General features: G+C 48.4%; 22 protein-coding genes and 6 tRNA genes. 24 read left to right on the top strand and 4 right to left on the bottom strand.

Features of this window, described 5'->3' with window-relative positions:
- Positions 1-16: 16 nt before the first annotated feature.
- Entirely contained in the window at positions 17-613 is a 597-nt protein-coding gene (locus PRU_RS04620; RefSeq protein ID WP_013064474.1) for a LolA-like putative outer membrane lipoprotein chaperone, read from the bottom strand.
- 2 nt (positions 614-615) lie between these two features.
- Positions 616-3,060 (bottom strand): FtsK/SpoIIIE family DNA translocase, encoded by a 2,445-nt coding sequence (locus PRU_RS04615; protein ID WP_013065064.1) that lies wholly within the window; start codon positions 3,058-3,060, stop codon positions 616-618.
- Positions 3,061-3,149: 89 nt separating this feature from the next.
- Here PRU_RS04615 and PRU_RS04610 point away from each other — a divergent pair, with 89 nt between their 5' ends.
- Genes PRU_RS04610 through PRU_RS04595 form a run of 4 tightly spaced genes read left to right on the top strand, consistent with a single transcriptional unit; the run spans position 3,150 to position 6,650 of the window.
- Entirely contained in the window at positions 3,150-3,803 is a 654-nt protein-coding gene (locus PRU_RS04610; RefSeq protein WP_013063622.1) for a 3'-5' exonuclease, read from the top strand.
- Positions 3,781-4,956 (top strand): class I SAM-dependent rRNA methyltransferase, encoded by a 1,176-nt coding sequence (locus tag PRU_RS04605; protein ID WP_041385677.1) that lies wholly within the window; start codon positions 3,781-3,783, stop codon positions 4,954-4,956. The genes PRU_RS04610 and PRU_RS04605 overlap by 23 nt, the downstream gene beginning before the upstream one ends.
- On the top strand, positions 4,946-6,247 hold the full coding sequence (gene tilS / locus PRU_RS04600) for a tRNA lysidine(34) synthetase TilS (RefSeq protein WP_013064889.1): 1,302 nt from the start codon (positions 4,946-4,948) through the stop codon (positions 6,245-6,247). Before PRU_RS04605 ends, tilS begins: the two co-directional genes overlap by 11 nt.
- 7 nt (positions 6,248-6,254) lie before the next feature.
- Positions 6,255-6,650, top strand: a complete 396-nt coding sequence (locus PRU_RS04595; protein ID WP_041385676.1) for a hypothetical protein — start codon at positions 6,255-6,257, stop codon at positions 6,648-6,650.
- Between the two features lie 64 nt (positions 6,651-6,714).
- Here PRU_RS04595 and PRU_RS04590 read toward each other — a convergent pair whose 3' ends face one another.
- Together PRU_RS04590 and rho are read right to left on the bottom strand one after the other, a co-directional pair.
- Complete coding sequence (locus PRU_RS04590; protein WP_013063603.1) at positions 6,715-7,164, bottom strand: low molecular weight protein-tyrosine-phosphatase; 450 nt, start codon at positions 7,162-7,164, stop codon at positions 6,715-6,717.
- Entirely contained in the window at positions 7,165-9,138 is a 1,974-nt protein-coding gene (gene rho, locus PRU_RS04585) for a transcription termination factor Rho (RefSeq protein WP_013063615.1), read from the bottom strand.
- 251 nt (positions 9,139-9,389) lie between these two features.
- Between rho and yihA the strand changes: the two genes are divergently transcribed.
- The 20 genes from yihA to gldE all read left to right on the top strand — a co-directional run bounded on the left by yihA (position 9,390) and on the right by gldE (position 26,033).
- A complete protein-coding gene (gene yihA, locus PRU_RS04580) occupies positions 9,390-9,992 on the top strand; it encodes a ribosome biogenesis GTP-binding protein YihA/YsxC (RefSeq protein ID WP_013062991.1) in 603 nt (200 codons plus the stop codon).
- Positions 9,992-11,788, top strand: a complete 1,797-nt coding sequence (gene abc-f / locus PRU_RS04575; RefSeq protein WP_013063785.1) for a ribosomal protection-like ABC-F family protein — start codon at positions 9,992-9,994, stop codon at positions 11,786-11,788. The genes yihA and abc-f overlap by 1 nt, the downstream gene beginning before the upstream one ends.
- Positions 11,785-12,402 carry a recombination mediator RecR gene (gene recR / locus PRU_RS04570; protein ID WP_013065562.1) on the top strand — a complete coding sequence of 206 codons (618 nt, stop codon included), beginning with the start codon at positions 11,785-11,787 and terminating at the stop codon, positions 12,400-12,402. The genes abc-f and recR overlap by 4 nt, the downstream gene beginning before the upstream one ends.
- 6 nt (positions 12,403-12,408) lie before the next feature.
- Positions 12,409-12,834 carry a hypothetical protein gene (locus PRU_RS04565; protein ID WP_013065008.1) on the top strand — a complete coding sequence of 142 codons (426 nt, stop codon included), beginning with the start codon at positions 12,409-12,411 and terminating at the stop codon, positions 12,832-12,834.
- 21 nt (positions 12,835-12,855) lie between these two features.
- Positions 12,856-13,695 carry a glycosyltransferase family 2 protein gene (locus PRU_RS04560; RefSeq protein ID WP_013063138.1) on the top strand — a complete coding sequence of 280 codons (840 nt, stop codon included), beginning with the start codon at positions 12,856-12,858 and terminating at the stop codon, positions 13,693-13,695.
- On the top strand, positions 13,692-14,210 hold the full coding sequence (locus tag PRU_RS04555; RefSeq protein WP_013065134.1) for a GNAT family N-acetyltransferase: 519 nt from the start codon (positions 13,692-13,694) through the stop codon (positions 14,208-14,210). The genes PRU_RS04560 and PRU_RS04555 overlap by 4 nt, the downstream gene beginning before the upstream one ends.
- 83 nt (positions 14,211-14,293) lie before the next feature.
- Positions 14,294-14,367 (top strand) — tRNA-Asp (locus PRU_RS04550).
- Between the two features lie 34 nt (positions 14,368-14,401).
- Positions 14,402-14,475 (top strand) — tRNA-Asp (locus tag PRU_RS04545).
- Between the two features lie 160 nt (positions 14,476-14,635).
- Positions 14,636-16,480 carry a glutamine--fructose-6-phosphate transaminase (isomerizing) gene (gene glmS / locus PRU_RS04540; RefSeq protein WP_013064592.1) on the top strand — a complete coding sequence of 615 codons (1,845 nt, stop codon included), beginning with the start codon at positions 14,636-14,638 and terminating at the stop codon, positions 16,478-16,480.
- Positions 16,481-16,552: 72 nt separating this feature from the next.
- Positions 16,553-17,626 carry a glutamine-hydrolyzing carbamoyl-phosphate synthase small subunit gene (gene carA, locus PRU_RS04535; RefSeq protein ID WP_033150869.1) on the top strand — a complete coding sequence of 358 codons (1,074 nt, stop codon included), beginning with the start codon at positions 16,553-16,555 and terminating at the stop codon, positions 17,624-17,626.
- On the top strand, positions 17,623-20,850 hold the full coding sequence (gene carB / locus PRU_RS04530; RefSeq protein ID WP_041385674.1) for a carbamoyl-phosphate synthase (glutamine-hydrolyzing) large subunit: 3,228 nt from the start codon (positions 17,623-17,625) through the stop codon (positions 20,848-20,850). Before carA ends, carB begins: the two co-directional genes overlap by 4 nt.
- A gap of 123 nt (positions 20,851-20,973) precedes the next feature.
- A complete protein-coding gene (locus PRU_RS04525) occupies positions 20,974-22,116 on the top strand; it encodes a hybrid sensor histidine kinase/response regulator (RefSeq protein ID WP_013063382.1) in 1,143 nt (380 codons plus the stop codon).
- Positions 22,116-23,237 carry a carboxynorspermidine decarboxylase gene (gene nspC, locus PRU_RS04520; protein WP_013065596.1) on the top strand — a complete coding sequence of 374 codons (1,122 nt, stop codon included), beginning with the start codon at positions 22,116-22,118 and terminating at the stop codon, positions 23,235-23,237. Before PRU_RS04525 ends, nspC begins: the two co-directional genes overlap by 1 nt.
- 133 nt (positions 23,238-23,370) lie before the next feature.
- Positions 23,371-23,443, top strand: a tRNA-Gly gene (locus tag PRU_RS04515).
- 50 nt (positions 23,444-23,493) lie between these two features.
- Positions 23,494-23,575, top strand: a tRNA-Leu gene (locus PRU_RS04510).
- Positions 23,576-23,598: 23 nt separating this feature from the next.
- Positions 23,599-23,685: transfer RNA gene (locus PRU_RS04505), tRNA-Leu, on the top strand.
- A 19-nt stretch (positions 23,686-23,704) separates the two neighbouring features.
- Positions 23,705-23,777, top strand: a tRNA-Gly gene (locus tag PRU_RS04500).
- Between the two features lie 38 nt (positions 23,778-23,815).
- A complete protein-coding gene (locus PRU_RS04495; protein ID WP_013064992.1) occupies positions 23,816-24,358 on the top strand; it encodes a hypothetical protein in 543 nt (180 codons plus the stop codon).
- 24 nt (positions 24,359-24,382) lie between these two features.
- Positions 24,383-24,745 carry a single-stranded DNA-binding protein gene (locus PRU_RS04490; protein ID WP_013063962.1) on the top strand — a complete coding sequence of 121 codons (363 nt, stop codon included), beginning with the start codon at positions 24,383-24,385 and terminating at the stop codon, positions 24,743-24,745.
- Positions 24,717-26,033, top strand: coding sequence for a gliding motility-associated protein GldE (gldE, locus tag PRU_RS04485; protein ID WP_013063201.1), 1,317 nt, complete (start codon positions 24,717-24,719; stop codon positions 26,031-26,033). The genes PRU_RS04490 and gldE overlap by 29 nt, the downstream gene beginning before the upstream one ends.
- The last annotated feature ends 31 nt before the right edge of the window (positions 26,034-26,064 follow it).

The following is a 26,064-nucleotide window of genomic DNA, read 5'->3' as shown; positions in this document are numbered from 1 at the left end:
TGTTTAAGTTTTGTTTTTATCTAAGATCGATGATTTCGGCTTTGGGGAAGTCTTTTGAGTTGAAGCGAAACTGACCGTCGGCCAGCTTCTCCTTCTTAATGTTGCTGATATCGAAGGTGGTCCACTTCTTACCATGCAACATCTTTACCTGCTTGGGCTGATAGTTCTTCTTATCAACGGTAACAAACAGTTCCTTGATTTTGCGCTCACCGCTGTTGGCCAGCAGATGCACCACATAATCCTTACCAGTCGTGTTGATAGTGTAGTTATAACCACGCTTGTACAGATTGATAAAGTTGTAGGGATTGATGGCCTGCAACTGCGCCTCGGTAGGATTGCTCACATTCACCTCATCGTTATTCTTCATGTAGGTCCACTGTGTTTTACCATCGAACCATACGGTGGCCTGAGGTGTGGTAGCATAAAACTTCTTACCTTTGATGGCGATGGTACCACTGGTGCTACCACTGGTGGCGCTCATCTTAAAGTTTGCTTTTACGCCCTGTGGGGCAGTGATGGTGGCAGCAGCCTTGTCCAATACGCTCTTTGCTGTCTGCGCATAGCCTCCTACGGCCAGCAGCGCAGCAACCAGCATCATGCTTAATCGTTTCATTTTTATCGTAAACTATTTAAAAGATTATTCAAACTATTCTCATCCTGAATCAGTACCTCGCGAGGTTTCGAACCCATAGCGGCACCAACCACACCGGCTTTCTCGAGCTGGTCCATCAGTCGGCCTGCACGGTTGTAACCGATAGCGAACTTACGCTGTATGAGTGATGTAGAACCGCTCTGATTCATAACAATCAATCGGGCTGCATCGTCGAACAGCGGATCGAGATGAGCCATATCCACATCTCTATCACCAGCATCACCCATGTCGGCCTCGGGCATATCAGGCTCGGGCAACTCAAATGGTGCACCGTAGCTCTGCTGCTCACTGATGTACTCGTTGATACGTTCAACCTCGGGAGTATCCACAAAGGCACACTGCACACGCTCGGGCTCTGAGCCGCCTACCAGCGCCAGCATATCACCACGACCAATCAGCTGCTGAGCACCTGTACGGTCGAGAATGGTCTTTGAGTCGATACCTGCCGAAACCTTAAAGGCGATACGGCTGGGGAAGTTGGCCTTGATGGTACCGGTAATGATATTGGTTGTTGGACGCTGGGTAGCGATAATCATGTGGATACCCACGGCACGTGCCAGCTGGGCGATACGTGCGATAGGCAACTCAACCTCCTTACCGGCAGTCATAATCAGATCACCGAACTCATCGATCACAACCACAATGTATGGCAGGAAACGGTGACCGTTGTTAGGATTCAGCTGACGAGCTGTAAACTTCTGGTTGTACTCCTTGATGTTATGTGCACGGGCCACCTTCAGCAGGTCGTAACGTGTATCCATCTCCTTACACAGCGAGTTCAAGGTACGTACCACCTTGGTTACGTCGGTAATAATAGGATCGGCCTCTTCGTCGGGCACCTGTGCCAGGAAGTGATTGCAGATAGGCTCGTAGAAGCTGAACTCCACCTTCTTCGGGTCAACCAGCACAATCTTCAGCTCGGCTGGGTGTTTCTTATATAATAAAGAGGTAATGATGGCGTTCAAACCAACCGACTTACCCTGACCGGTAGCACCAGCCACCAGCAAGTGTGGCGCCTTGGCCAAATCGAACATAAACACCTCGTTGGTAATCGTTTTACCGATAGCACAAGGCAGTTCCATCTTCGACTCCTGGAACTTCTTAGAGTTCAGGATCGACTCCATCGATACAGTTGAAGGCTTGGCATTTGGTACCTCGATACCCACCGTACCCTTACCAGGCATAGGAGCGATGATACGGATGCCGAGTGCAGCCAGACTCAGGGCGATATCATCCTCAAGGTTCTTCACCTTCTGGATACGTACGCCTTGTGCCAATGTAATCTCGTAAAGTGTGATGGTAGGACCAACGGTAGCCTTAATGCTGCTGATTTCAACACCAAAGGTGCGCAGCACATCCACGATACGGTTCTTATTAGCATTCTGCTCGGCCATATCGATATAGGGTTTGCCATCGTTGTCGTATTTCTTCAGCAGGTCGAGGGTGGGGTACTTATAGTGCTCCAGATCGCGCTTGGGATCGTAAGGTTCGTTGCTCTCAACAGCATCAGCCACGGTCTTGGCATTTGCTGTCTCGGTATCGCCCTTGGCCTCTTCAACCACCATCTCAATCTCGCTACCACTAGCTTCGGGCTGCTTAGGCTCGGGCTTGACAGGCTTAGGCATCGGACCTTCCTTAATGTTGATATCCTCGTTCTGGTAGCCCTCGTCGATAACCACAGCACCGCCATTATCGTCGAAAATCACCTCCTGCTTGGCAGGATCGTCGAACACCAGTGTCTCGGCTTCCTCGTCCTCATACTCATTAGTATCCGTCTGCTCAGCGCCCTTGTTAACGGTAAACTTTACCTTATTATAATAGATGGCGGGGTTAAGCAATTTGCGGATAAAGATAACTGTAGCGGCACTGAAGTAGGTGAGGAATGCCACAGCCACCAGAATAAGCAAGGCTGTAAGACCAGGTGCACCCACCAAGTTGCCAATAAAGCTGCTGATATACAAACCGTGATCGCCACCAGGATTGTAGCTAGCGTTGGTAAACAATGGCTCCAGGAATGTGGCCAGTGCAACCGATGCCCAAATCATGAGCAGCATCGAAGAGAGTGCCCACTTAAGCAGGTTTACACGATAGGCCTTCATCAGGTGTATAGCAACCACGAACAGCAGTACCGGAATCAGGAATGCCGGCAAGCCAAAGCAGTGCTTAATAAAGAACCACGATGCATAAGCACCCAACGAGCCACAGGTGTTGGCAAACTCATGATGTTCGTTCATCACCTCACCGGCACGCGGTTCCTCTATCAGGGTTTGGTCGGCCGCACCCGTTGTAAAGTATGACACGAATGCGAAACACAGGTAGATAGAAATACCAAATATGATGGCACCGAGTATAAAGCTCAAGCGCTCTTTATGATCGTTGTTTGAGTTCTTTTTCTTTGCTTTCTTCATATAGTTTATGATATTTTCGTGCAAAAGTAGCTAAAATCGCTCATATTTCATCATAAATCGGGATTTTTTTTATAATTTTGCACGCAGAAATGAAAAAGTTAATACAAAACAAGGTAGATAAGAAGGCAATTTCGCAATTTCCACGTGCAATTTTCGACGGAAAGATTGTGGTAGTGGTGTCACAAGCCGAAGCCGAGCGAGCAGTTGATTACCTGCTGGCTCAACCCGTGCTTGGGTTTGATACCGAAACGCGCCCCAGCTTTAAAAAAGGCGTACACCACAAGTGCTCGTTGTTGCAGGTTTCAACCAGCAACTGCTGTTTCCTGTTCCGTTTGAATCACATTGGTCTTTGCCCTGCCGTTAAGCGCTTGTTGGCCGACAACACCGTAACCAAGGTAGGTCTGGCATGGCGAAACGACGCATTAGGCTTGCACCAGTTAGGCGATTTTGAGATGGGCGAGTTTGTAGATTTGCAGGATATGGCCCGCAAGATAGGTATCGAGGATCAGAGTCTGGCTAAGCTCTACGCCAACGTGTTTGGCGAACGCATCAGCAAACGCGAGCAGCTAACCAACTGGGAGCGCGACGTACTCGACGACCATCAGAAGCGCTATGCAGCCACCGATGCGTGGGCCTGCGTACAGCTTTATAATGAGTTTAAAAGAATGATTGAAAATAATGATTATCAACTGGTTATCGTGCCAGAAATAACAACTAAGAATAATGAAGAAACTATATCTTAAGCGAGGTAAGGAAGAGAGTTTATTGCGTTTCCATCCATGGGTATTCTCGGGTGCCATTGCGCAGGCCGACGACGATTTGAAGGATGGCGACCTGGTACGCGTATTAACAAATCATGGCGATTTCATCGCTGTAGGCCACTTCCAGATGGGCTCTATCGCCGTACGTGTTCTCTCGTTCCGCGATGTTGATATCGATGCCGATTTCTGGGCATCACGACTGGCCTCGGCACTTAAAGTGCGCCAATCCATCGGCATTGCCGACAATCCCAAGAACAACACCTACCGTCTGGTACACGGCGAGGGCGACAACCTGCCCGGACTGATTATCGACGTTTACGACCGTACCGCCGTTATGCAGGCTCATAGTATTGGCATGCACCTGCAGCGCAAGCAGATAGCCGAGCAGCTGGTAAAGGTAATGGGCAGCCGTATTGATAATGTATATTACAAGAGCGAAACCACACTGCCGTTTATGGACGATATGGAGAACGGCTTTGTATATGGCGGCAGCGAGGACAACGTGGCACTCGAGAACGGCTTGAAGTTCTATGTAGACTGGCTGCGCGGACAGAAAACCGGATTCTTTGTGGATCAGCGCGACAACCGTTCGCTGCTCGAGCGTTATTCGGCCGGCAAGAGCGTGCTCAACATGTTCTGTTACACCGGTGGATTCTCGGTTTACGCCATGCGCGGCGGCGCCAAACTGGTACACTCGGTAGATAGCAGCGCTAAGGCCATCGAGCTTACCAACCGCAATATAGCCCTTAACTTTGAGGGCGACAACCGCCACGAGGCCTTCTGCGAAGATGCCTTCAAGTATCTTGAGCAGGCAGGCAACAATTACGATCTGATTATTCTCGACCCTCCTGCATTTGCCAAGCACCGTGGTGCCCTGCACAATGCATTGAAGGGTTACACCCGCCTGAACAACAAGGCTTTCCAGAAGATTCAGCCAGGCGGCATACTCTTTACGTTCAGCTGCTCGCAGGTGGTTACTAAAGACCACTTCCGCAACGCCGTATTCACAGCTGCAGCCCAGGCAGGTCGCAAGGTTCGTATTCTGCACCAGCTGCACCAGCCAGCCGACCATCCTATTAACATCTATCACCCCGAGGGCGAGTATCTGAAAGGACTGGTGCTGTATGTTGAATAAGGTTAGAAAGTTTATTGAGCGCGAGAAGCTTCTTTATCGCTACGATCTGCACTTGGTGGGCCTGAGCGGTGGAGCCGACTCGGTAGCCTTGCTCTTGATTTTAAAGGATTTGGGTTATAGAATCGAGGCTGCGCATTGTAATTTTCGTTTACGTGGCGAAGAGAGCGATCGCGACGAGCAGTTTGTACGTAACCTCTGCAAGCAGCACGATATTCCGCTTCACGTAATTCATTTCGACACAAAAGAATATGCCGCACTACATAAAGTAAGTATTGAGATGGCTGCACGCGATTTGCGCTACGGCTATTTCCGTCAGCTTTGTCAGGATATCGGAGCCACAGATGTGTGCATCGCCCATCATCGCGACGATGCTGTTGAGACGCTGATGATGAACCTGTCACGTGGTGCTGGCATACACGGCCTTACAGGCATCCGCCCTAAGAACGATATCGTGCGCCGCCCATTATTGTGTATTAATCGACAGGAGATCCTAGAATATCTCGATTCCATCGGTCAGCCTTATGTTACCGATTCAAGCAATCTCGAGGCCGACGTGCTGCGTAACAAACTGCGTCTTATGGTGTTGCCCCTTCTCGAAGAAATCGCCCCTGGCGCTATGGCCAACATCTATAAAACCGCCAATTACCTGCGCGAGGCCGAGGAGGTATATAATAAGAAAATCGAAGATTATAAAGATAACTTTATATCTGATAATAAATTCTACAAAGATTCAGACATAACACCGTCGATGCCGTCGATACTTCACGAGTGGCTGTCGCCTTTTGGTTTTAACTCTACGCAAACCGAACAGATACTCGATTGCATGAACGAAACTGGGCGTGAATTTCTTTCGGCAACACATAGGTTAGTGGTTGATCGCGAATTCTTTGAGGTTGAGCCTATTACAGATCCGATTAAACCGCTTAAAATACCCGAGACAGGTACCTATCGTGACGAAGACCAAACGGCCTTTAAGTTCGAGATAACCACCGACACCACCGTATCGCGTGAGCCCTATGTGGCTACGCTCGATGCCGACAAGGTGCAGTTCCCGCTCACGGTGCGCCTTGTAGAGCAGGGCGACAGATTCGTACCTTTTGGTATGAAAGGCAGCAAACTGGTGAGCGACTATCTTACCGACCAGAAGGTCAGTATCTTGGATAAGCGCCACCAGGAGGTAGTAACCGATGCCACAGGCGCCATTGTGTGGCTAATCGGTCGCCGCACCGACAACCGTTTCTGTGTAAGCAAAGAAACCACAAACGTATTGCGAATAACAGTTACTTTTTAGATAGGTTATGAAAAAGTTAGTTATCTTTTTGGTGATTATAGGCGCCATTGCATTAGGTTTGATGGTCACCACGCCCGATCGTCAGCAGCATGTTGATACCATTAAATCGGTCATGAAAGGCGCTGTAAGTGCCGAATTGCGCGAAAACAACATCGATGGTCCGATTGGTTCTATTGCCTCGGTAGCCGCCACCACAGCCGTTGATCAGTTCCTGAACACCAACTTCCTGGTTCGCGACCACCGCTTCTATAGTCTCGGCTTTGTAGATTACGATGGCGAGTTTATCATGGTATCCGTAGGTGTGTTTAACCACGTGTACACCCTCGACGAGGATCAAGCCCGCCAACTCATCAAAAAGAAACTTGAGGAAATAAATCCTTTAGACTTTCTGAAGAAAGACTAAAAGAATTAATATCTTTAAAAACAAATTCAGTGTATTTGGTCAACAAATTCACTGAATTTGATCATCAAATACACTGAATTTGTTCTTCGAGTAAAGCTTGACAGCCACGAAGAACATCTTGCCATGTGACTTCGAAGTTGCCGGTGTACCATGGGTCGGCAACATCTTTATCGTAAAGTAGGGGGCGGATTTTTTCCTCGGGGTCGCCACCGGCTATACGGGTCATATTACGAAGATTGGCAGAATCCATACCTACCAACAGGTCGTAACGCAGATAATCGGCACGTGTCATTTGGCGGGCGGCGTGGCCGTTGCAACTGATGCCGTGTTCGGCCAGTTTGCGACGGGCTGAGGGATAAACGGGGTTACCAATCTCCTCGGTAGAAGTTGCAGCTGACTCGATCAGGAATTGATCGGTCAGCTGCGCCTGTTCTACTAAGTATTTCATCACGTACTCTGCCATCGGACTGCGGCAGATGTTACCGTGACAAACGAAAAGAATCTTCTTCATCATTTATCCGTTCATCGACAGGAGGAACTCCTCGTTTGTGCGGGTGGTTACCAGACGATCGCGAACGGTGCTCATGGCCTCGATAGGATTCATATCGGCAATGAACTTACGCATAATCCACATGCGGTTAAGTGTAGTATCATCAAGCAGCAGATCGTCGCGGCGTGTTGAAGACAGCACGATATCGATAGCTGGGAAGATGCGCTTGTTGGCCAGCGAGCGGTTAAGCTGGATTTCAGAGTTACCTGTACCCTTGAACTCCTCGAAGATAACCTCGTCCATCTTAGAACCAGTATCAACCAGAGCTGTTGCAATGATGGTGAGCGAACCACCACCCTCGATGTTACGAGCAGCTCCGAAGAAACGCTTTGGCTTCTGCAGGGCGTTGCTATCCACACCACCGGTAAGAATCTTACCAGAGGTAGGTGCTACGGTGTTATAAGCACGAGCCAGACGGGTGATTGAATCGAGGAAGATAACTACATCGTGACCACACTCTACCATACGCTTAGCCTTTTCGAGCACGATACCGGCAATCTTTACGTGGCGCTCGGCAGGCTCGTCGAAGGTTGATGCAATAACCTCGGCATTTACGGTGCGGGCCATATCGGTAACCTCCTCAGGACGCTCATCGATCAGCAGCATCATGATATAAGCCTCAGGATGATTGGCGGCAATAGCGTTGGCGATATCCTTCATGAGCACGGTTTTACCGGTCTTAGGCTGGGCCACAATCAGGGCACGCTGACCTTTACCGATTGGCGAGAAGAGATCGACAATACGAACCGATGGGTTGGTAGTGGCGCGATCGCCGCAGAGGGTGAACTTCTCCTCGGGGAACAGTGGTGTAAGGTGCTCGAAGGCTACACGGTTGCGAACCTCATCTGGGTGACGACCGTTGATGCTACGAACATCGGTCATGGCAAAGAACTTCTCGCCCTCGTGTGGTGGACGAACGGTGCACTCTACCACGTCACCAGTCTTCAAACCGTAACGCTTAATCTGCTGGGGAGCTACATATACATCGTCGGGTGACGACAGGTAGTTGTAATCACTCGAACGCAGGAAACCGTAACCGTCGGTAAGTATCTCCAATACGCCGTTAGCATCAATCAGGTCGGCAAAGTCGTAGCGTGGCTGCGAACTGGGAACGACATTACGATTGAGAACGGGCTGCTCGGTGGCAACAGGTGCTACCGGACGGTCGAACATATCGAGTGTAGGTATAGCGCTCTGGTCCTCGATGGGGATATCCAGAATGGTAATAAAATCGGTACCATCGCCTGGGTCGCCCATCCATACACCATTCTCATCAACCTCGTCGGTCATTGGGTCGGGTGCAACCTCCTGGGCTTCAGGTGCCTGCTCAGGCTCTTCCTCGGGCTCATACTCTGACTCGGGGGCAGCAACCTTTGTAGCTGCCATTTTCTCACGTAGCTGCTCGATAGCATTAGGTGCTACCTCATCGTCGGCATCATCGGCACCAACAGCAAACTGGGCAGCCTCGGGCACAACAAACTCCTCAGCCTCGGCAGCGGCTTTGGCAGCAGCGGCCTCGATGGCAGCACGTGCAGCAGCCTCTTCGGCCTCTTTCTCGGCCTTGCTCTTACGTCCGCGCTTCTTAGGTTTAGGTGCTTCTTCGGGTTCAGCCTCGGCAGGGGCAGCGGGGGCAGCAGGCATATCGGCAAACAGCTGTGGCTGCTCGGCCTTTTTGCGGGTACGGTTGCTCTTCGAGTCGAGATTCTCACCGTCCTCGCCATTTACTGTATAAACCTTGCTGGTATCTTTCTTTGCAATACGTGTACGCTTGCGTTTAGGTGAATCCTCGGCTGTGGCGCTCTGTTCAGCAGCCTTGTCGAGTATGGCATACACCACGTCAGTAAGCTGGTCGTCGGGCGAAACCTTAATACCAAGCTCGTCGGCAATACCCACAAGCTGGGGTATGTCCATAGATTCTAATTCTTCTTTTGTATACATACAATTATGTACTTAAATTACATTTATGATTCTGAAAAGATTTTGTGGAAATGCTTCGCGAACGGAAGCACTGATTAGAAAAATCGTTGCAAAGGTACGCATATTTTTGCGAACCACCAAACTTTTTCGGAAAAATTTCGTATCTTTGCGCTAAAAACCGCGAAGATACTCCGTCTCGGCAAAAAAAAGAATGAATTCTTTTGTTTTGCTCTCGACTTTTCGTATCTTTGCACCCAAAATTGATATAACTTATGGAAATTAAGAAAGCCGAATTTACATTAAGCGCTCCGATGGAGTCGATGTGTCCGAAGGATACCAAACCCGAATACGCCTTTATTGGTCGTTCGAACGTGGGTAAGTCGAGCCTGATAAACATGCTTACCGGCAAGAAAAATCTGGCTAAGACCAGTGCCACACCCGGTAAAACACTGCTCATTAACCACTTTATTATTAATAATGAGTGGTACCTGGTAGATTTGCCCGGCTATGGTTTTGCCAAGCGCTCGAAGAAAGAGGTGCAGAAGCTGGAGCAGATGATTAACGGCTATATACTGCAGCGCGAGCAGCTGGTAAACGTGTTTCTGCTGATTGACATACGCTTGGAGGCCCAGAAGATAGATCTGGAGTTTATGGAGTGGATGGGAACCAGTAGCGTGCCATTTGCCATTATATTTACCAAGGCCGATAAGTTGAGCGCCAGCAAGGTGCTTCAGAACCTGAATGCTTACAAGAAGGTGCTGAGCGAAACATGGGAGGAGCTGCCCCCGATTTTTGTTACCTCATCGGAAAAGAAACAGGGCCGCGACGAGGTACTGGATTACATTGAACAAATTAATAAAGGATTGAAGGAATAATGGCTAAAGAAAATCCATACTTAGACGTGCAGCACTTAACGAAGTCGTTTGGATCGTTGGTGCTGTTTCGCGATTTAAGCTTTTCGATAGCCGAAGGACAAAAGGTAGGACTGATAGCCAAGAACGGTACCGGTAAAAGTACGCTGTTATCTATCCTGAGCGGTAAGGAAGGTTACGACGAGGGCGAGATTATCTTCCGTCGCGACCTGCGCGTGGGCATGCTGGAGCAGAGTCCCGCATTCGACCCTAACGAGAGTGTGCTGGATGCATGCTTTAATCATCAGGGCGACCCTGAGAAAGTACTGAAAGCCAAGCAGGTGCTGACACAGCTGAAGATACGCGACCTGGAACAGCCTATGCGCCAGCTGAGCGGAGGACAGCAGAAGCGCGTGGCACTGGCCAACGTGCTGATTACCGATCCCGATCTTCTGATACTCGACGAGCCAACCAACCATCTGGACTTGGAGATGATTGAATGGCTGGAGGGCTACCTGAACCGTGGCAACAAAACGCTGCTGATGGTAACACACGACCGATTTTTCCTGGACCGTGTGTGCTCGGTAATCCTGGAGCTGGACGATCAGACTGTTTATACCTATCGTGGCAACTACAGCTACTACTTAGAGAAACGCCAGGAACGTATCGACAACCGCCGTGCCGAAATAGCACGCGCCAACAACCTATATCGCACCGAGTTGGAGTGGATGCGTCGCATGCCTCAGGCCCGTGGTCACAAAGCCCGTTACCGCGAAGAAGCTTTCTACGAACTAGAGAAGATAGCCAAGCAGCGCATAGAGGAACGCCAAGTACGATTGAAATCCCGCAACGTATATATTGGCTCAAAAATCTTTGAGTGCCAATATGTATCGAAGGCCTTTGAGCGCCCAGAAGCCGAACCGTTGACAATACTCAAGGACTTTTATTATAACTTCTCACGCTTTGAGAAGATGGGTATCGTGGGCAATAACGGTACAGGCAAATCTACCTTCATAAAAATGCTGTTAGGCCAGGTGGCACCCGATAGCGGAAAGTTTGATATCGGCGACACCGTACGCTTCGGCTATTTCTCGCAAGAAGGTCTGCATTTTGATGATACACAGAAGGTTATCGATGTAGTAAAGGATATAGCTGAGTATATCGACATGGGTGGCGGCAAGCACTTAACTGCCTCGCAGTTTCTGCAGCATTTCATGTTCACACCCGAACAGCAGCACAACTATGTGTACAAGCTGAGCGGTGGCGAGCGCCGTAAGTTGTACCTATGTACAGTGCTGATGAAGAACCCCAACTTCCTGGTGCTCGACGAGCCTACGAACGACCTGGACATCGTAACACTACAGATTCTGGAAGAATACCTGCAGGACTTCCCAGGCTGCGTGATTGTAGTAAGTCACGACCGCTACTTTATGGATAAGGTGGTTGACCATCTGCTGGTATTTAAAGGCATGGGCGACATCAAGGATTTCCCAGGCAACTACACACAGTATCGCGAATGGGAAAAACTGCAGCCCGATGAGCCTAAAGAAGCCAAAGAGCAAAAAGCCGAAAAGGCCACAAAACAGTCCGCCAACAATCCGCAGCAGAAACGCAAGCTTACGTTTAAGGAAAAGCGCGAGTTGGAGCAGTTGGAAAAGGACATCGAGGCACTCGAGGTTGAGAAGAAACAGATAGAAGAAGCCCTTTGTGGTGGCACCACATCGGTTGAGGAAATAACAACAATGAGCAAGCGTCTGCCCGTGCTTAACGACGAACTCGACGAGAAGAGCATGCGCTGGCTGGAACTATCAGAAATATGATACAACAACAATACCCATCGCAACTGCTCGAAAAGGCTGTACAGGAGTTTTCGAAGCTACCGGGCATCGGCAGGAAAACCGCCCTGCGCCTGGTACTCTGGATGCTGCGTCAGGACGATAGCGACGTAACACAGTTTACTGCGGCAGTAAACGAGCTGAAGTGCGGCGTAAAGTACTGTAAAGTGTGCCACAATATCAGCGATACCGACATCTGTCCCATCTGTGCCGACCAGCGCCGCGACCAAACAACGGTGTGCGTGGTTGAGAACATACAGGATGTGATGGCCATCGAGAACACCCAACAGTTCAATGGTCTGTACCACGTATTAGGTGGTGTGATATCGCCCATGGACGGCATGGGTCCTGCCGACATCGAGATCGACTCACTGATACAGCGCGTAGGCGAGGGCACGGTACAGGAGGTGATATTAGCCCTGAGTCCAACTATGGAAGGCGACACCACCAACTTCTACATCTACCGAAAACTGGCGCCTACTGGCATAAAAGTAAGCGTGATAGCCCGAGGCATAGCCGTGGGCAACGAACTGGAGTATGCCGACGAGGTTACGCTGGGCCGATCGATTACTAACCGAACATTGTTTGAAGAAAAATAGGAAGATATGAAAGAAACAAGAAATCACTTGATGACCATTCTGGTTTTTGCCGTAGTGTTTGCACTGGGCATTGTAGTTCTGTTTGAGACCGATACCATGACTGCAGGTTTGTATACAGGCGAAACACAATCGGAGTTTTTCTGGACCGCCTTTATGGAACTGCTCACACTGGGTTGCGTGTTCCTGGGCTTGCGCCTGTTTAAGTTTAATAAGGTGCACGCCGAACTGGTAAGCAAAAAGCATAATGCCTTAAGCAAGTGGGGCACCCTGCGCCTGGTAATGATACTGGCACCCATGGTTGCTAATACCTATTTATATTATTTATATATGAACACCACTTTTGGTTATATGGCCATCATCGGTTTGCTGTGCCTGCCATTTGTGTTTCCAACCATGAGCCGTTGCGAGGCCGAGGTTGAAGACGATAAATAATATCACCGCCAAAAGAAAAATATGAAGCTATCGGTTATTATCGTAAACTACAACGTACGCCCGTACCTTACGGCATGTCTTGACAGCGTACAGCGCGCTCTCGAGGATATCGAGAGCGAGGTGTTTGTGGTAGATAACCATAGCGACGACGATAGTGTAGAGGTAATCAGTCGCGACTACGCGTGGGTACACCTTATTAATAATAGGGAGAACTTAGGTTTCTCGAAGGCCAACAACATAGCTATCCGTCAGGCACAAGGTGAGTACATTCTGTTGCTGAACCCCGACACCGTGGTGGCTGAGGAGACACTGAAAGGTGTTATCGACTTTATGGACCAGCACCCTAAGGCGGGTGGGGCAGGTGTAAGAATGCACAATGCCGATGGCACCCTGGCACCCGAAAGTAGACGTGCTATTCCCACACCTTTTGTCGCTGCCCGTAAGATGTTAGGCTTCACCAAGCGCTACTATATGAGCTACCTGTCGTGGGATGCGCCTGCACAGATCGAAGTGGTGAGCGGCGCCTTTATGCTGCTGCGCCACAAGGCCATCTACGAGGTAGGCATGCTGGACGAGGACTTTTTTATGTATGGCGAAGATATCGACCTGTCGTATCGTCTGCTTCAAGGCGGATGGCAAAACTGGTATCTGCCTTACGATATTGTACATTACAAAGGTCAGTCGACCAGCAAATCAGATTTCCGCTATGTGCATGTGTTCTATCAGGCCATGCTGATATTCTTCCACAAGCACTACAGTCACCTCAGTTTCTTTTTTTCGCTGCCAGTTAAAGTGGCCATCTACTTCCGCGCCTCGCTGGCATTAGTTGATATCGTACGTAAAAAACTGCATTTAGGATGAAACAGATTACACTGCGCGCTATCGAACCCGAAGATCTCGATCTGCTATACCGTATAGAAAACGACGTAGAGCTTTGGAACGTTGGCAACACCAACGTACCATATTCGCGATACCTGCTGCACGACTATGTAGCTAACTGCAAAAACGACATCTATACCGACCGCCAGGTGCGTATGATGGTTGAGAACCAGGCAGGCGAGGTAGTAGGTGTGGCCGATTTGGTGAATTTCGACCCTGCCAACTGTCGCGCCGAGGTGGGACTGATAGTACTTAACAGCTATCGCCAACAGGGATATGGCACCGCCATGCTACAGGCTTTGGCCGATTACGCCCAGCGCATTTTGCATCTTCATCAGCTTTATGCCTACGTGGATTGTGAGAATAAAGCATCACTTTGCCTATTCGAAAAAGCCGGTTACAAAGTATGCGCAAAAATAGGCGATTGGCTGTTCGATGGAGCAAAATATCGCGATTCTGTGCTAATTCAGTACGTATTTCAGAAAAAATGCGATTAAATCGCAAAAAAATCGCCAAAAAGTTTTGGTAGTTCCAAAAATATCACTACCTTTGCACCCGCAAATAAGAAAAAGCGTTCTTTGGTGCGTTAGTTCAGTAGGTTAGAATGCCTGCCTGTCACGCAGGAGGTCACGAGTTCGAATCTCGTACGCACCGCTAAAAAGTTTTTTTTCATTCGTTCCATAGTAATGGTGCGTTAGTTCAGTAGGTTAGAATGCCTGCCTGTCACGCAGGAGGTCACGAGTTCGAATCTCGTACGCACCGCAGAGGTCCATCAAGATGTGAATCTTGGTGGATTTTTGTTTTATATTATCTTGTGTAAGTTTTTAGAAATATTTTTGGGCAAAACGTTTGTAGATTCAGATTTTTGTTGTAATTTTGCAGCCGAATTTGAATCAAAGACGACAAAACGACAAAACAGTATATGTGTGGAATCGTAGGATACATCGGGAATAAGGAAGCTTATCCCATACTAATTAAAGGCTTGCGCCGTCTGGAATATCGTGGTTACGATAGCGCTGGCGTAGCTTTGATTAATGACAATGGCGACTTGAATGTTTACAAGTCGAAAGGAAAAGTCGACAACCTTTGTGAATACTGCAGCGACAAGAATGTAAGTGGTACTATAGGTATAGCGCACACGCGTTGGGCCACTCATGGTGAACCATCATCGCGTAACGCACACCCACATTATTCAGAAAGTAAGAACTTAGCCATCATCCACAACGGTATTATCGAGAACTACGCCGAGCTGAAGGAGAAACTGCAGCAGAAGGGTGTACACTTTGTATCGGATACCGACACCGAGGTGCTGGTTCAGCTCATAGAATATATTAAGGAACATAAGAATCTCGACCTGCTCACAGCAGTACAGGTAGCCTTGTACCAGGTGATTGGTGCTTATGCCATCGCCGTACTTGACAAGCGTGATGCCGACCAGATTATCTGCGCCCGCAAGCAGAGTCCGCTGGTTGTAGGTATCGGCGAAGACGAATTCTTCCTTGGTTCAGATGCCAGTCCTATCGTAGAATATACCGATAAAGTGGTTTATCTGGAGGATGGTAACATCGCTGTTATCCGTCGCGGTCAGGATCTGCACGTGGTAAATATCCAGGGTGAAGATCAGGAGCTGGCCGTTAAGACCGTAGACATCGACTTGGGCCAGATTGAGAAGGGTGGTTACCCACACTTCATGCTGAAGGAGATTTTTGAGCAGCCTGAGTGCCTGACCAACTGCATGCGTGGACGTGTAAATGTAGAGGCCGACCATGTAACTCTTTCGGCACTGATCGACTACCGCCGCCAGCTGCTCGACGCCAAGCGCGTAGTAATCGTAGCTTGCGGTACTTCATGGCACGCCGGTTTGATTGGTAAGCAGATTATCGAGAGTCTGTGCCGTATTCCTGTAGAAGTAGAATACGCTTCTGAGTTCCGCTATCGCAACCCAGTAGTAGGCAAAGGCGACGTAGTAATCGCCATCAGTCAGAGCGGTGAGACCGCCGATACACTGGCAGCCGTACAGTTAGCAAAAGAAAAAGGCGCATTTATATATGGTGTATGTAACGCCATCGGTTCGTCAATCCCCCGTGCTACCGATACAGGTACTTACATCCACGTAGGTCCTGAGATTGGCGTGGCATCAACCAAGGCATTTACCGGACAGGTAACCGTGCTCACGATGATAGCCCTGGCACTCTCGGAGGCAAAGGGAACCGTTAAGCGCGATGAATATCTGAAGATAGTAAAAGGTCTGAGCGAGATACCTATGAAGATTCGCGAGGTGCTGCAGACAAACGATAAGGTAGCCGACCTGGCCCGCACGTTTACCTATGCACACAACTTCCTGTATCTGGGTCGCGGATTCTCGTATCCGGTAGCACTCGAAGGCGCCTTGAAACTGAAAGAAATTTCGTACATCCACGCTGAGGGTTATCCCGCAGCCGAGATGAAACACGGACCTATCGCCCTGATCGACTCCGACATGCCTGTAGTGGTTATCGCCACCCATAACGCGATGTACGAGAAGGTGCTGTCGAACATTCAGGAGATAAAAGCCCGTCAGGGTAGGGTGATTGCGCTCGTATCGAAGGGCGACGACACCATTGCGAAAATTGCCGACGAGGTGATTGAACTTCCCGACGTGCTTGAGTGTTTGGAACCGCTGGTTGCAACGATTCCTCTGCAGTTGTTGGCTTATCACGTTGCCGTTTGCAAAGGTAAGAACGTTGACCAGCCAAGAAACTTAGCAAAATCGGTGACAGTTGAATGATATTTGAGGCGATTCGTTTTTAAACGTTTCGCCTTTTTTATAAAGAATATATTTAGATTATAAGGAAAGAATATGAGAGATGTAACACTGGTCCTTTCGGACGGAACTAAATTTCACGGCAAGAGTTTCGGTAGCGAGAAACCCGTAGCTGGTGAGGTGGTATTTAATACGGCTATGATGGGTTATCCCGAGAGCCTTACCGACCCCAGCTATGCCGGACAGTTGATGACACTTACCTATCCGCTGGTAGGTAACTACGGAGTACCACCATTCAGCATTGAAAATAATGGACTGGCAACCTTTATGGAGAGCGACAAGATTTATGCTTCGGCCATCATCGTGAGCGACTACAGCGAGCAGTACTCACATTGGAATGCCACCGAGAGCTTGGCCGACTGGCTGAAGCGCGAGGGTGTACCCGGCATTACAGGCATCGACACACGCGAACTTACCAAAGTACTGCGCGAGCACGGTGTGATGATGGGACAGATTATTTTTGACGACGAGCCCGACAACATCCCTACAGCCGAGTACGAGGGCATCAACTGGGTAGACAAAGTAAGCTGCAAAGACATTATCCGCTACAACGAAGGCGCTGGCCGCAAGGTAGTGCTGGTTGACTGCGGTGTAAAGAACAATATTATCCGCTGCCTGGTTAACCGCGGCGTTGAGGTAATCCGCGTGCCCTGGAACTACGACTACACCAACATGGAGTTCGACGGACTGTTCCTGGCTAACGGTCCTGGCGATCCCGACATGTGCGTGGACGCTGTAGAGATTCTGAAAAAACAGATGTCGGCATCGCGCAAGCCTATCTGCGGTATCTGTATGGGTAACCAGTTGCTGGCTAAGGCCGGCGGCGCAACCATCTACAAGCTGAAGTACGGACACCGTTCGCACAACCAGCCAGTTCGCGAGGTAGGCACCAACCGCTGCTACGTTACATCACAGAACCACGGCTACGCTGTAGATGCTGCCACACTGGGTAACGACTGGCGCGAGCTGTTTGTAAACATGAACGACGGTTCGAACGAGGGTATCCGTCATCTCTCATTGCCCTGGTTCTCGAGCCAGTTCCACCCCGAGGCTTGCTCAGGCCCCGTTGACACAGAATTTATGTTTGACCGTTTTATTGAGACATTATGAAAGATAATAATATAAAGAAAGTGCTGTTGCTGGGTAGCGGCGCATTGAAGATAGGCGAGGCCGGAGAGTTTGACTATAGTGGTTCGCAGGCTCTGAAAGCACTGCGCGAAGAGGGTGTAAAAACAGTTTTGATTAACCCTAACATCGCCACCGTGCAGACATCAGAGGGTGTAGCCGACGAGATTTACTTCCTGCCTGTTCAGCCTTATTTCGTAGAGCGAGTAATCGAGAAGGAGCGCCCCGATGGCATCCTGCTGGCATTCGGTGGTCAGACTGCTCTGAACTGCGGTGTTGAGCTTTACCAGAGCGGCGTACTGGAGAAGTATGGCGTAAAGGTACTGGGTACACCTGTACAGGCTATCATGGATACCGAGGACCGCGAGCTGTTTGTAAAGAAGCTCGACGAGATTGGCGTAAAGACCATCAAGAGCGAGGCTTGCTCTGATATCGAGAGCGCACGTAAGGCCGCTAAGGCACTGGGCTATCCAGTTATCCTGCGTGCAGCATACGCACTCGGCGGTCTGGGTTCTGGTTTCTGCGACAACGAAGAGGAGCTCAACAAGCTGGCCGAGAAAGCCTTTGCCTTCTCGCCACAGGTGCTGGTTGAGAAATCGCTGAAGGGATGGAAGGAAATTGAGTACGAAGTAGTACGCGATAAATACGATAACTGTATCACCGTATGTAACATGGAGAACTTCGACCCCCTGGGAATCCACACAGGTGAGTCGATCGTTATCGCTCCTTCACAGACTCTGACCAACTCAGAATATCATAAGCTGCGTGCACTGGCCATCAAGATTATCCGTCACATCGGTATCGTAGGTGAGTGTAACGTACAATATGCTTTCGACCCACAGTCGGAAGACTATCGTGTAATTGAGGTAAATGCCCGCTTGAGCCGTTCATCAGCACTGGCATCAAAGGCCACTGGTTATCCCTTGGCTTTCGTAGCTGCCAAATTAGGTATGGGCTACGGACTGTTCGAGCTGAAGAACTCGGTTACCAAGACAACAAGTGCTTTCTTCGAGCCTGCTCTCGACTACGTGGTTTGTAAGATTCCACGTTGGGACCTCTCAAAGTTCCATGGTGTAGATAAGGAGCTCGGTTCATCGATGAAGTCGGTAGGCGAGGTAATGGCCATCGGTCGCAACTTTGAGGAGGCTATCCAGAAGGGCTTGCGTATGATTGGTCAGGGCATGCACGGATTTGTAGAGAACAAAGAACTGAAGATTAACGATATCGATGCTGCCCTGCGCGAGCCAACCGATAAGCGTATCTTCGTCATCTCGAAGGCCATGCACGACAAGCAGTACGATATCGATCGTATTCACGAACTGACCAAGATTGACAAGTGGTTCCTGCAGAAACTGAAGCACATTATCGACATCGACGAGCAGCTGAAGAAACAGAATATCAACACCATCGAGAAGGACCTGCTGCGCCAGGCTAAAGTTTACGGATTTACCGATTTCCAGATTGCCCGCGCTATTGGTTTGGAGGGCGAGAGCCGCAACATGCACGAAGCCTCGTTGCTGGTTCGCAACCGTCGTAAGCAGTTCGGTATCCTGCCTGTAGTAAAGCAGATCGACACTTTGGCTGCCGAATACCCCGCGCAAACTAACTATCTGTATGTAACCTACAGCGGTGTAGCCAGCGACATACAGTTTGAGAACGACAAAAAGAGTATCATCGTACTTGGTTCAGGTGCTTATCGCATCGGTTCGTCGGTAGAGTTCGACTGGTGCGGTGTTCAGGCTCTGAACACTATCCGCAAGGAAGGCTGGCGCAGCGTGATGATTAACTACAACCCCGAGACGGTATCTACCGACTACGACATGTGTGATCGTCTGTACTTCGACGAGCTTACATTCGAGCGTGTATTGGATATCATCGATATGGAACAGCCTCACGGTGTGATTGTATCTACCGGTGGTCAGATTCCTAACAACCTGGCAGTATATCTGGATGAGCAGCACGTGAACATTCTCGGTACACAGGCCGTTGATATCGATGGCGCCGAGGACCGCGCCAAGTTCTCGCAGATGCTGAACGAGATTGGTGTAAACCAGCCAGAGTGGAGCGCACTCACATCGATGGAGGATATCGACAACTTTGTTGACCGTGTAGGATTCCCTGTACTGGTTCGTCCATCATACGTACTCTCGGGTGCTGCCATGAACGTTTGTTCAAACAAGGAGGAGCTTGAGAAGTTCCTGCAGCTGGCAGCCAACGTATCAGAGGATCACCCTGTAGTGGTTTCGAAATTCATCGAGAACGCCAAGGAAATCGAGATGGATGCCGTGGCTAAGGACGGTGAGATTATGGCCTACGCCATCAGCGAACATATCGAGTTTGCCGGTGTACACTCAGGCGACGCTACCATCCAGTTCCCACCACAGAAACTGTATGTTGAGACCGTTCGCCGTATCAAGCGTATCTCACGCCAGATTGCCAAGGCCCTGCACATCAATGGTCCGTTCAACATCCAGTATATGGCTCGCGAGAACGACATCCTGGTTATCGAGTGTAACCTGCGCGCATCGCGTAGTTTCCCATTCGTAAGCAAGGTGCTCAAGCTGAACCTCATCGATCTGGCCACTAAGGTTATGCTCGGTCTGCCTGTAGAGAAGCCCAAGAAAAACCTGTTCGACCTCGACTATGTAGGTATCAAGGCTTCGCAGTTCAGCTTTAACCGTCTGCAGAAGGCCGACCCCGTACTGGGTGTAGATATGGCATCTACCGGTGAGGTAGGCTGTATCGGTGATAACACCAACACTGCACTGCTCAAGGCTATGCTCAGCGTTGGTCATCGCATTCCAAAGAAGACAGTTCTGCTCTCAACAGGTTCGGCCAAGCAGAAGGCAGAGATGCTGGATGCCGCCCGACAGCTGGTTGAAAACGGCTACGAGCTGTATGCTACAGGCGGTACCTCAAAGTACCTTACCGACAACGGCATTGCCAACACACTGGTACACTGGCCATCTGACAACGCCCAGCCACAGGCACTCGATCTGCTGCATGAGCACAAGATCGACATGGTAGTGAACATTCCTAAGAATCTTACTACCCATGAGCTTACCAACGGCTACAAGATTCGTCGTGCAGCCATCGATCTGAACGTACCACTGATTACCAACAGTCGACTGGCAAGTGCATTTATCCATGCATTCTGTAGCATTAAACTGAACGAAATTGGTATCAAATCTTGGTCAGAATATAGGTAGAATAGGGGCCTAAAAGGCCTATATTCGCCCTAAAACGCAAAAAAATGGTGTAATAATTTGGTTATTTCAAATTATTGCACTATTTTTGCAAAGTTAATATCAACAATTACTGACCCTACAGGCATGGACGTAGCAGATACACTTGAATCCAAAATAAACCGCAGTGAGTACAAAGTACTTATTGTAGACGACGTTGTTAGTAATGTCTTACTTTTGAAGATATTGCTGACAAACGAGAAATTTCAGGTATGTACCGCCAATAACGGCACCACATGTATTGAGCAGGCCAAGAAGGAACATCCCGACCTGATTCTGCTTGATGTAATGATGCCCGATATCAGCGGTTTTGATACAGCAGTAATCCTGAAGAAAGACGAAGAGACAAAGGATATTCCCATTATCTTCCTCACGGCATTGAATACACCTCAGGATCTGGTACATGGATTCCAGGTAGGTGCTAACGACTTTCTGACCAAGCCTTTTAATAAGGAAGAACTGGTTATGCGTGTGATGCAGCAGATTTCGCTGGTAGCCGCCAAGCGTATCATCGAGCAGCAGAACCGCGACCTGCGCGCCACACTTTCGAACCGCGATAAGATGTACTCGGTAATTGCTCACGATCTTCGTTCGCCAATGGCCAGCATCCGAATGGTATTGAATCTGGTAGTTGCATCAACTTCGCCCGAAACCGTAGGCGCCGAACTTTACGAACTGCTTGATAAAGCCAATCGTGAATCAGAAGATGTTCACGACCTGCTGGACAATCTGCTGAAATGGACTAAGAGTCAGACAGGTCGTTTGAGCGTGGTAGTTCAGGATCTGGATTTGAACGATATCATTCCTGGTGTGGTTGAGATATTCGAGATGATTGCACAAACCAAGCACATCAAGTTAGTTCTTCAGCCATCAGCAAGCAATCTGATTGTAACTGCTGATAACGATATGCTTAAAACAGTGATGCGTAACTTTCTGTCGAATGCCATCAAGTTCTCACCAGAGAATTCTACCATCGAGATCAGCATGGTTGCCGAAGGTGATTTCGCAAAGATCAGCGTAACCGACCATGGTGTGGGTATCGCAGCCGATCGTATCGGCTCTATTTTCCGCAAGGGCGACACCACCTACGGAACCGGCGGCGAAGAAGGTTCGGGACTTGGACTCCAACTCTGTCAGGACTTTGCCCGTAAGAATGGCGGTGATTGTTATGTAGAATCTATCGAAGGTCAAGGTAGTACTTTTAGTTTTACTGTTCCACTAAAGAAATAATGAATACACCTATTTATATTATAGAAGAAACAAAGCTTCGCCGTAACCTCAGTTTGATTGCTGAAGTTGCGGCGAAAGCCGATATTGAGGTTATACTTGCTTTCAAGGCTTTTGCCCTTTGGAAGACATTCCCCATTTTCCGTGAGTACATTAACAGCACCACAGCAAGTTCGCTGTCGGAGGCCCGTTTGGCATTCGAGGAGTTTAAGGCACCCGCCCACACATACTCGCCAGCCTATACCGAAGAGGAGTTCCCCGAGATTGTGAAATGTTCATCGCATATCACATTCAACTCGCTTTCGCAATATGAGCGATTCCACGAGCAAGCCAAATCGGCATCATTAGGTTTGCGTGTTAATCCCGAATACTCCGAGGTTAGTACCTTATTATATAATCCATGCGCACCTGGTACCCGTTTTGGTATTACTGCCGACAAATTACCCGAGCAGTTACCTGCCGACATCGAAGGCTTCCACTGTCACACACTCTGCGAAAGCGGACCAGATGTATTCCAACGCACACTGGTACACATCGAGGAGAAATTTGCCAAGTGGTTTCCACAACTCAAATGGATTAATTTTGGTGGCGGTCATCTGATGACTCGCAAAGATTACGATGTAGAACTGCTTATTAAAATCATACACGACTTTAAGAAACGCTATCCATGGTTGAAGATTATTCTGGAACCAGGTAGTGCTTTTGCATGGCAAACCGGCCCTTTGGTATCGCACGTAGTAGATATCGTAGAAGACAAAGGTATTAAAACTGCCATTCTTGATGTAAGCTTTACCTGCCACATGCCCGACTGTTTGGAGATGCCATACATGCCCGAAGTACGAGGTGCCGAGATAGTAGAGATGGAAAAAGCTACCGAACCTATGACTTATCGTTTGGGAGGTAACAGTTGTTTGAGTGGCGATTTTATGGGTTCGTGGCTTTTTGATCACGAATTAAAAGTTGGTGAAGAAATTATTTTCGAGGATATGATTCACTACACAACCGTAAAAACTTGCACTTTTAACGGAATTTCACATCCAGCTATAGGTATGTTGCATGCAAATGGCAAATTAGAGATTTTACGCAGTTTTGGGTACGAAGACTACCGAAATCGCATGGATTAGTGCTGTTTTTGTAAACAAATCGATAAAATGGCACTTTTTTCAAAAAAAAATCGCTGAAAAGTTTGTCAGTTCAAAAAAAAGCATTACCTTTGCACCCGCAATCAAGAGAGATGCCTCTGATAAAGAGAACAACGCGGAAATAGCTCAGTTGGTAGAGCACAACCTTGCCAAGGTTGGGGTCGCGGGTCCGAGTCCCGTTTTCCGCTCACTTGTTGAACAAAAAAGAGACGTTAAGGAATGGCCTTAATGACAAAATGCCCAGGTGGCGGAATTGGTAGACGCGCACGTTTCAGGTGCGTGTGCCGCAAGGCGTGCAGGTTCGAGTCCTGTTCTGGGCACTCTTTTTTATTCAGCGTATGTTGGAGAGGTGGCGGAATTGGTAGACGCGCTACTTTGAGGGGGTAGTGTCAATTGCGACGTGGGAGTTCGAGTCTCCTCCTCTTCACCATTTTTTAATTGATATTCTTGCGGAAATAGCTCAGTTGGTAGAGCACAACCTTGCCAAGGTTGGGGTCGCGGGTCCGAGTCCCGTTTTCCGCTCTTCTTTATAGGAAAACAACATCTTTTTCAAAACAAACATGAATTTATACTTAAGATATTTTGATCGAGAAACTCTCGTACCAACCGTAGACGAGGCTATAGAATTTTTAAGTTCGATAGACGAGATTGAGATGAATCCGCTTCTTGAAGCAGATATTCGTGAGTATGCATCAAGCGACGTTTTCTATCCCAAAAGATATAAAGTTCATCCTCGTGTTTATTTTATCATTATAAAGACCGAAGCTGCTACCATGCAGGACTTCAAAGATAAGAAAGCTGTTCATTCGGCAGAGTCGAACGAACAACCTTCGAAGGTAACACCTACCTTGATGCGACTGAATGAGATTAACGAAGGATGGTACGAAGGATATTTAGACTTTAAGCGCGTTCTTTTAGTACCTGGTACTGGTAAGTTCCAGTATCGCGACACCCAGTTTGCTGCTCGTGTAAAGGCATTCTCGGGTATGGAGTGCTATGAGCGCATGATCGACTATCTGCGCGACCGTGTTGACTCGCGTAGTCAGTTCCCATCACCTAAGGGTAAGAACTTTAAGTTCCGTTTTCTCGGCAAAGCTAAGTAATCAATCTATATAAACGCTCCTATTATGAATAAGGTAATGCTTATTGGCAATGTTGGCCAAGACCCCGAAGTAAGATATGTTGACCAAGGTGTAGCAGTTGCTCGTATCAGATTAGCAACAACCGAACGTGGTTATACGCTGCAGAATGGCACACAGGTGCCCGATCATACAGATTGGCATAATGTAATTCTTTGGCGTCGACTGGCTGAGATTGTAGAGAAATACGTACATAAGGGAGATAAGCTTTATATAGAGGGCCGCATCCGCTATACTACGTACGATGACAAACAAGGTCAGCGTCGTTATGCCACCGAGATATGGGCGGATAATATGGAAATGCTTTCACCAAAATCAGACAATGGACTATCTTCAACAAATCCTGAGTGAAGTAACTGTCACAGCACCAACCATGGGTGCTGTGATAGCTATTATAATAGCAGGTTTACTTCTTTTGTTTTCCGGTTTTGCCTCTGGCTCTGAAATTGCATTCTTCTCACTGTCGCCTAACGATTTGAATGAGCTGAACGACGAGAAGAACGATTCGGATAAGAATATTCTTCAATTACGCGAGGATTCGGAGCGTACACTGGCTACGATACTGATTACTAACAATCTGGTAAACGTAACCATTATCATGCTCTGCAACTATTTCTTTGCACATGTAGTGGATTTCGGCGGTGCCTATTGGCTGCAGTTTGTAGTCATTACTGTATTGCTCACATTCCTGTTGTTGCTGTTTGGCGAAATTATGCCAAAGGTTTATGCAGGTCAGCGTGCCTTATCTTTCTGCCGTAGGGTAGCAGGTAGCATCATGGTGCTGCGCAAGTTGTTCTATCCATTATCATCGGTACTCATCCGCTCGGGTATCATCGCCGAGAAGGTGGTACAGAAGGAGAATCGTGCACTGAGCGTAGACGACCTGGAGCAGGCTCTGGAACTTACCGATAAAGAGGAGTTGAAGGACGAAAAGAATATGCTTGAGGGTATTGTGCGCTTTGGCGATGAAACTGCCAAAGAGGTAATGACCAGTCGTCAGGATGTGGTTGACCTCGACTTTAGTCTGCCTTTCCCCGAAGTATTGAAATGTATTATCGAGAATAATTATTCGCGTATTCCTGTTTATCAGGATACCATTGATAATATCCGCGGTATCCTTTATATCAAGGATTTGCTGCCACACCTGTCAAAGCCTGCCACTTTCCGTTGGCAGTCATTGATACGTCCACCATATTTTGTACCAGAGACAAAGAAAATCGACGATTTGCTGCGCGATTTCCAGGAGAACAAGGTACACATTGCTATTGTGGTAGATGAGTTTGGCGGTACTAGCGGTATTATTACGCTCGAGGATATCCTGGAGGAAATTGTAGGCGAAATTAATGACGAGTACGACGAGGAAGAGAAGTCGTACACACGTATTAATGCCAACACCTATATATTCGAGGGAAAGACCTTGCTAAGCGATTTCTACAAGATTCTGGACATCGATGACGAGACATTCGAAGATGTTGAGGGTGATGCAGATTCGCTGGCAGGACTGCTGCTTGAGATAAAGGGTGATTTCCCCGAACTGCACGAGCGTTTGGACTACAAGAACTTTACCTTCGAGGTTACGGAGTTAGATGGTCATCGTATTTCGAAGATTAAAGTTGTAATCCATGAGAATATTTCCTAAGTACTTTTCATATGCAAAGTACCTAAAGCGC

Source organism: Xylanibacter ruminicola 23, assembly GCF_000025925.1.
In the GTDB taxonomy this organism is placed as follows: domain Bacteria; phylum Bacteroidota; class Bacteroidia; order Bacteroidales; family Bacteroidaceae; genus Prevotella; species Prevotella ruminicola.
This window is presented reverse-complemented; position numbering and strand designations above follow the sequence as displayed.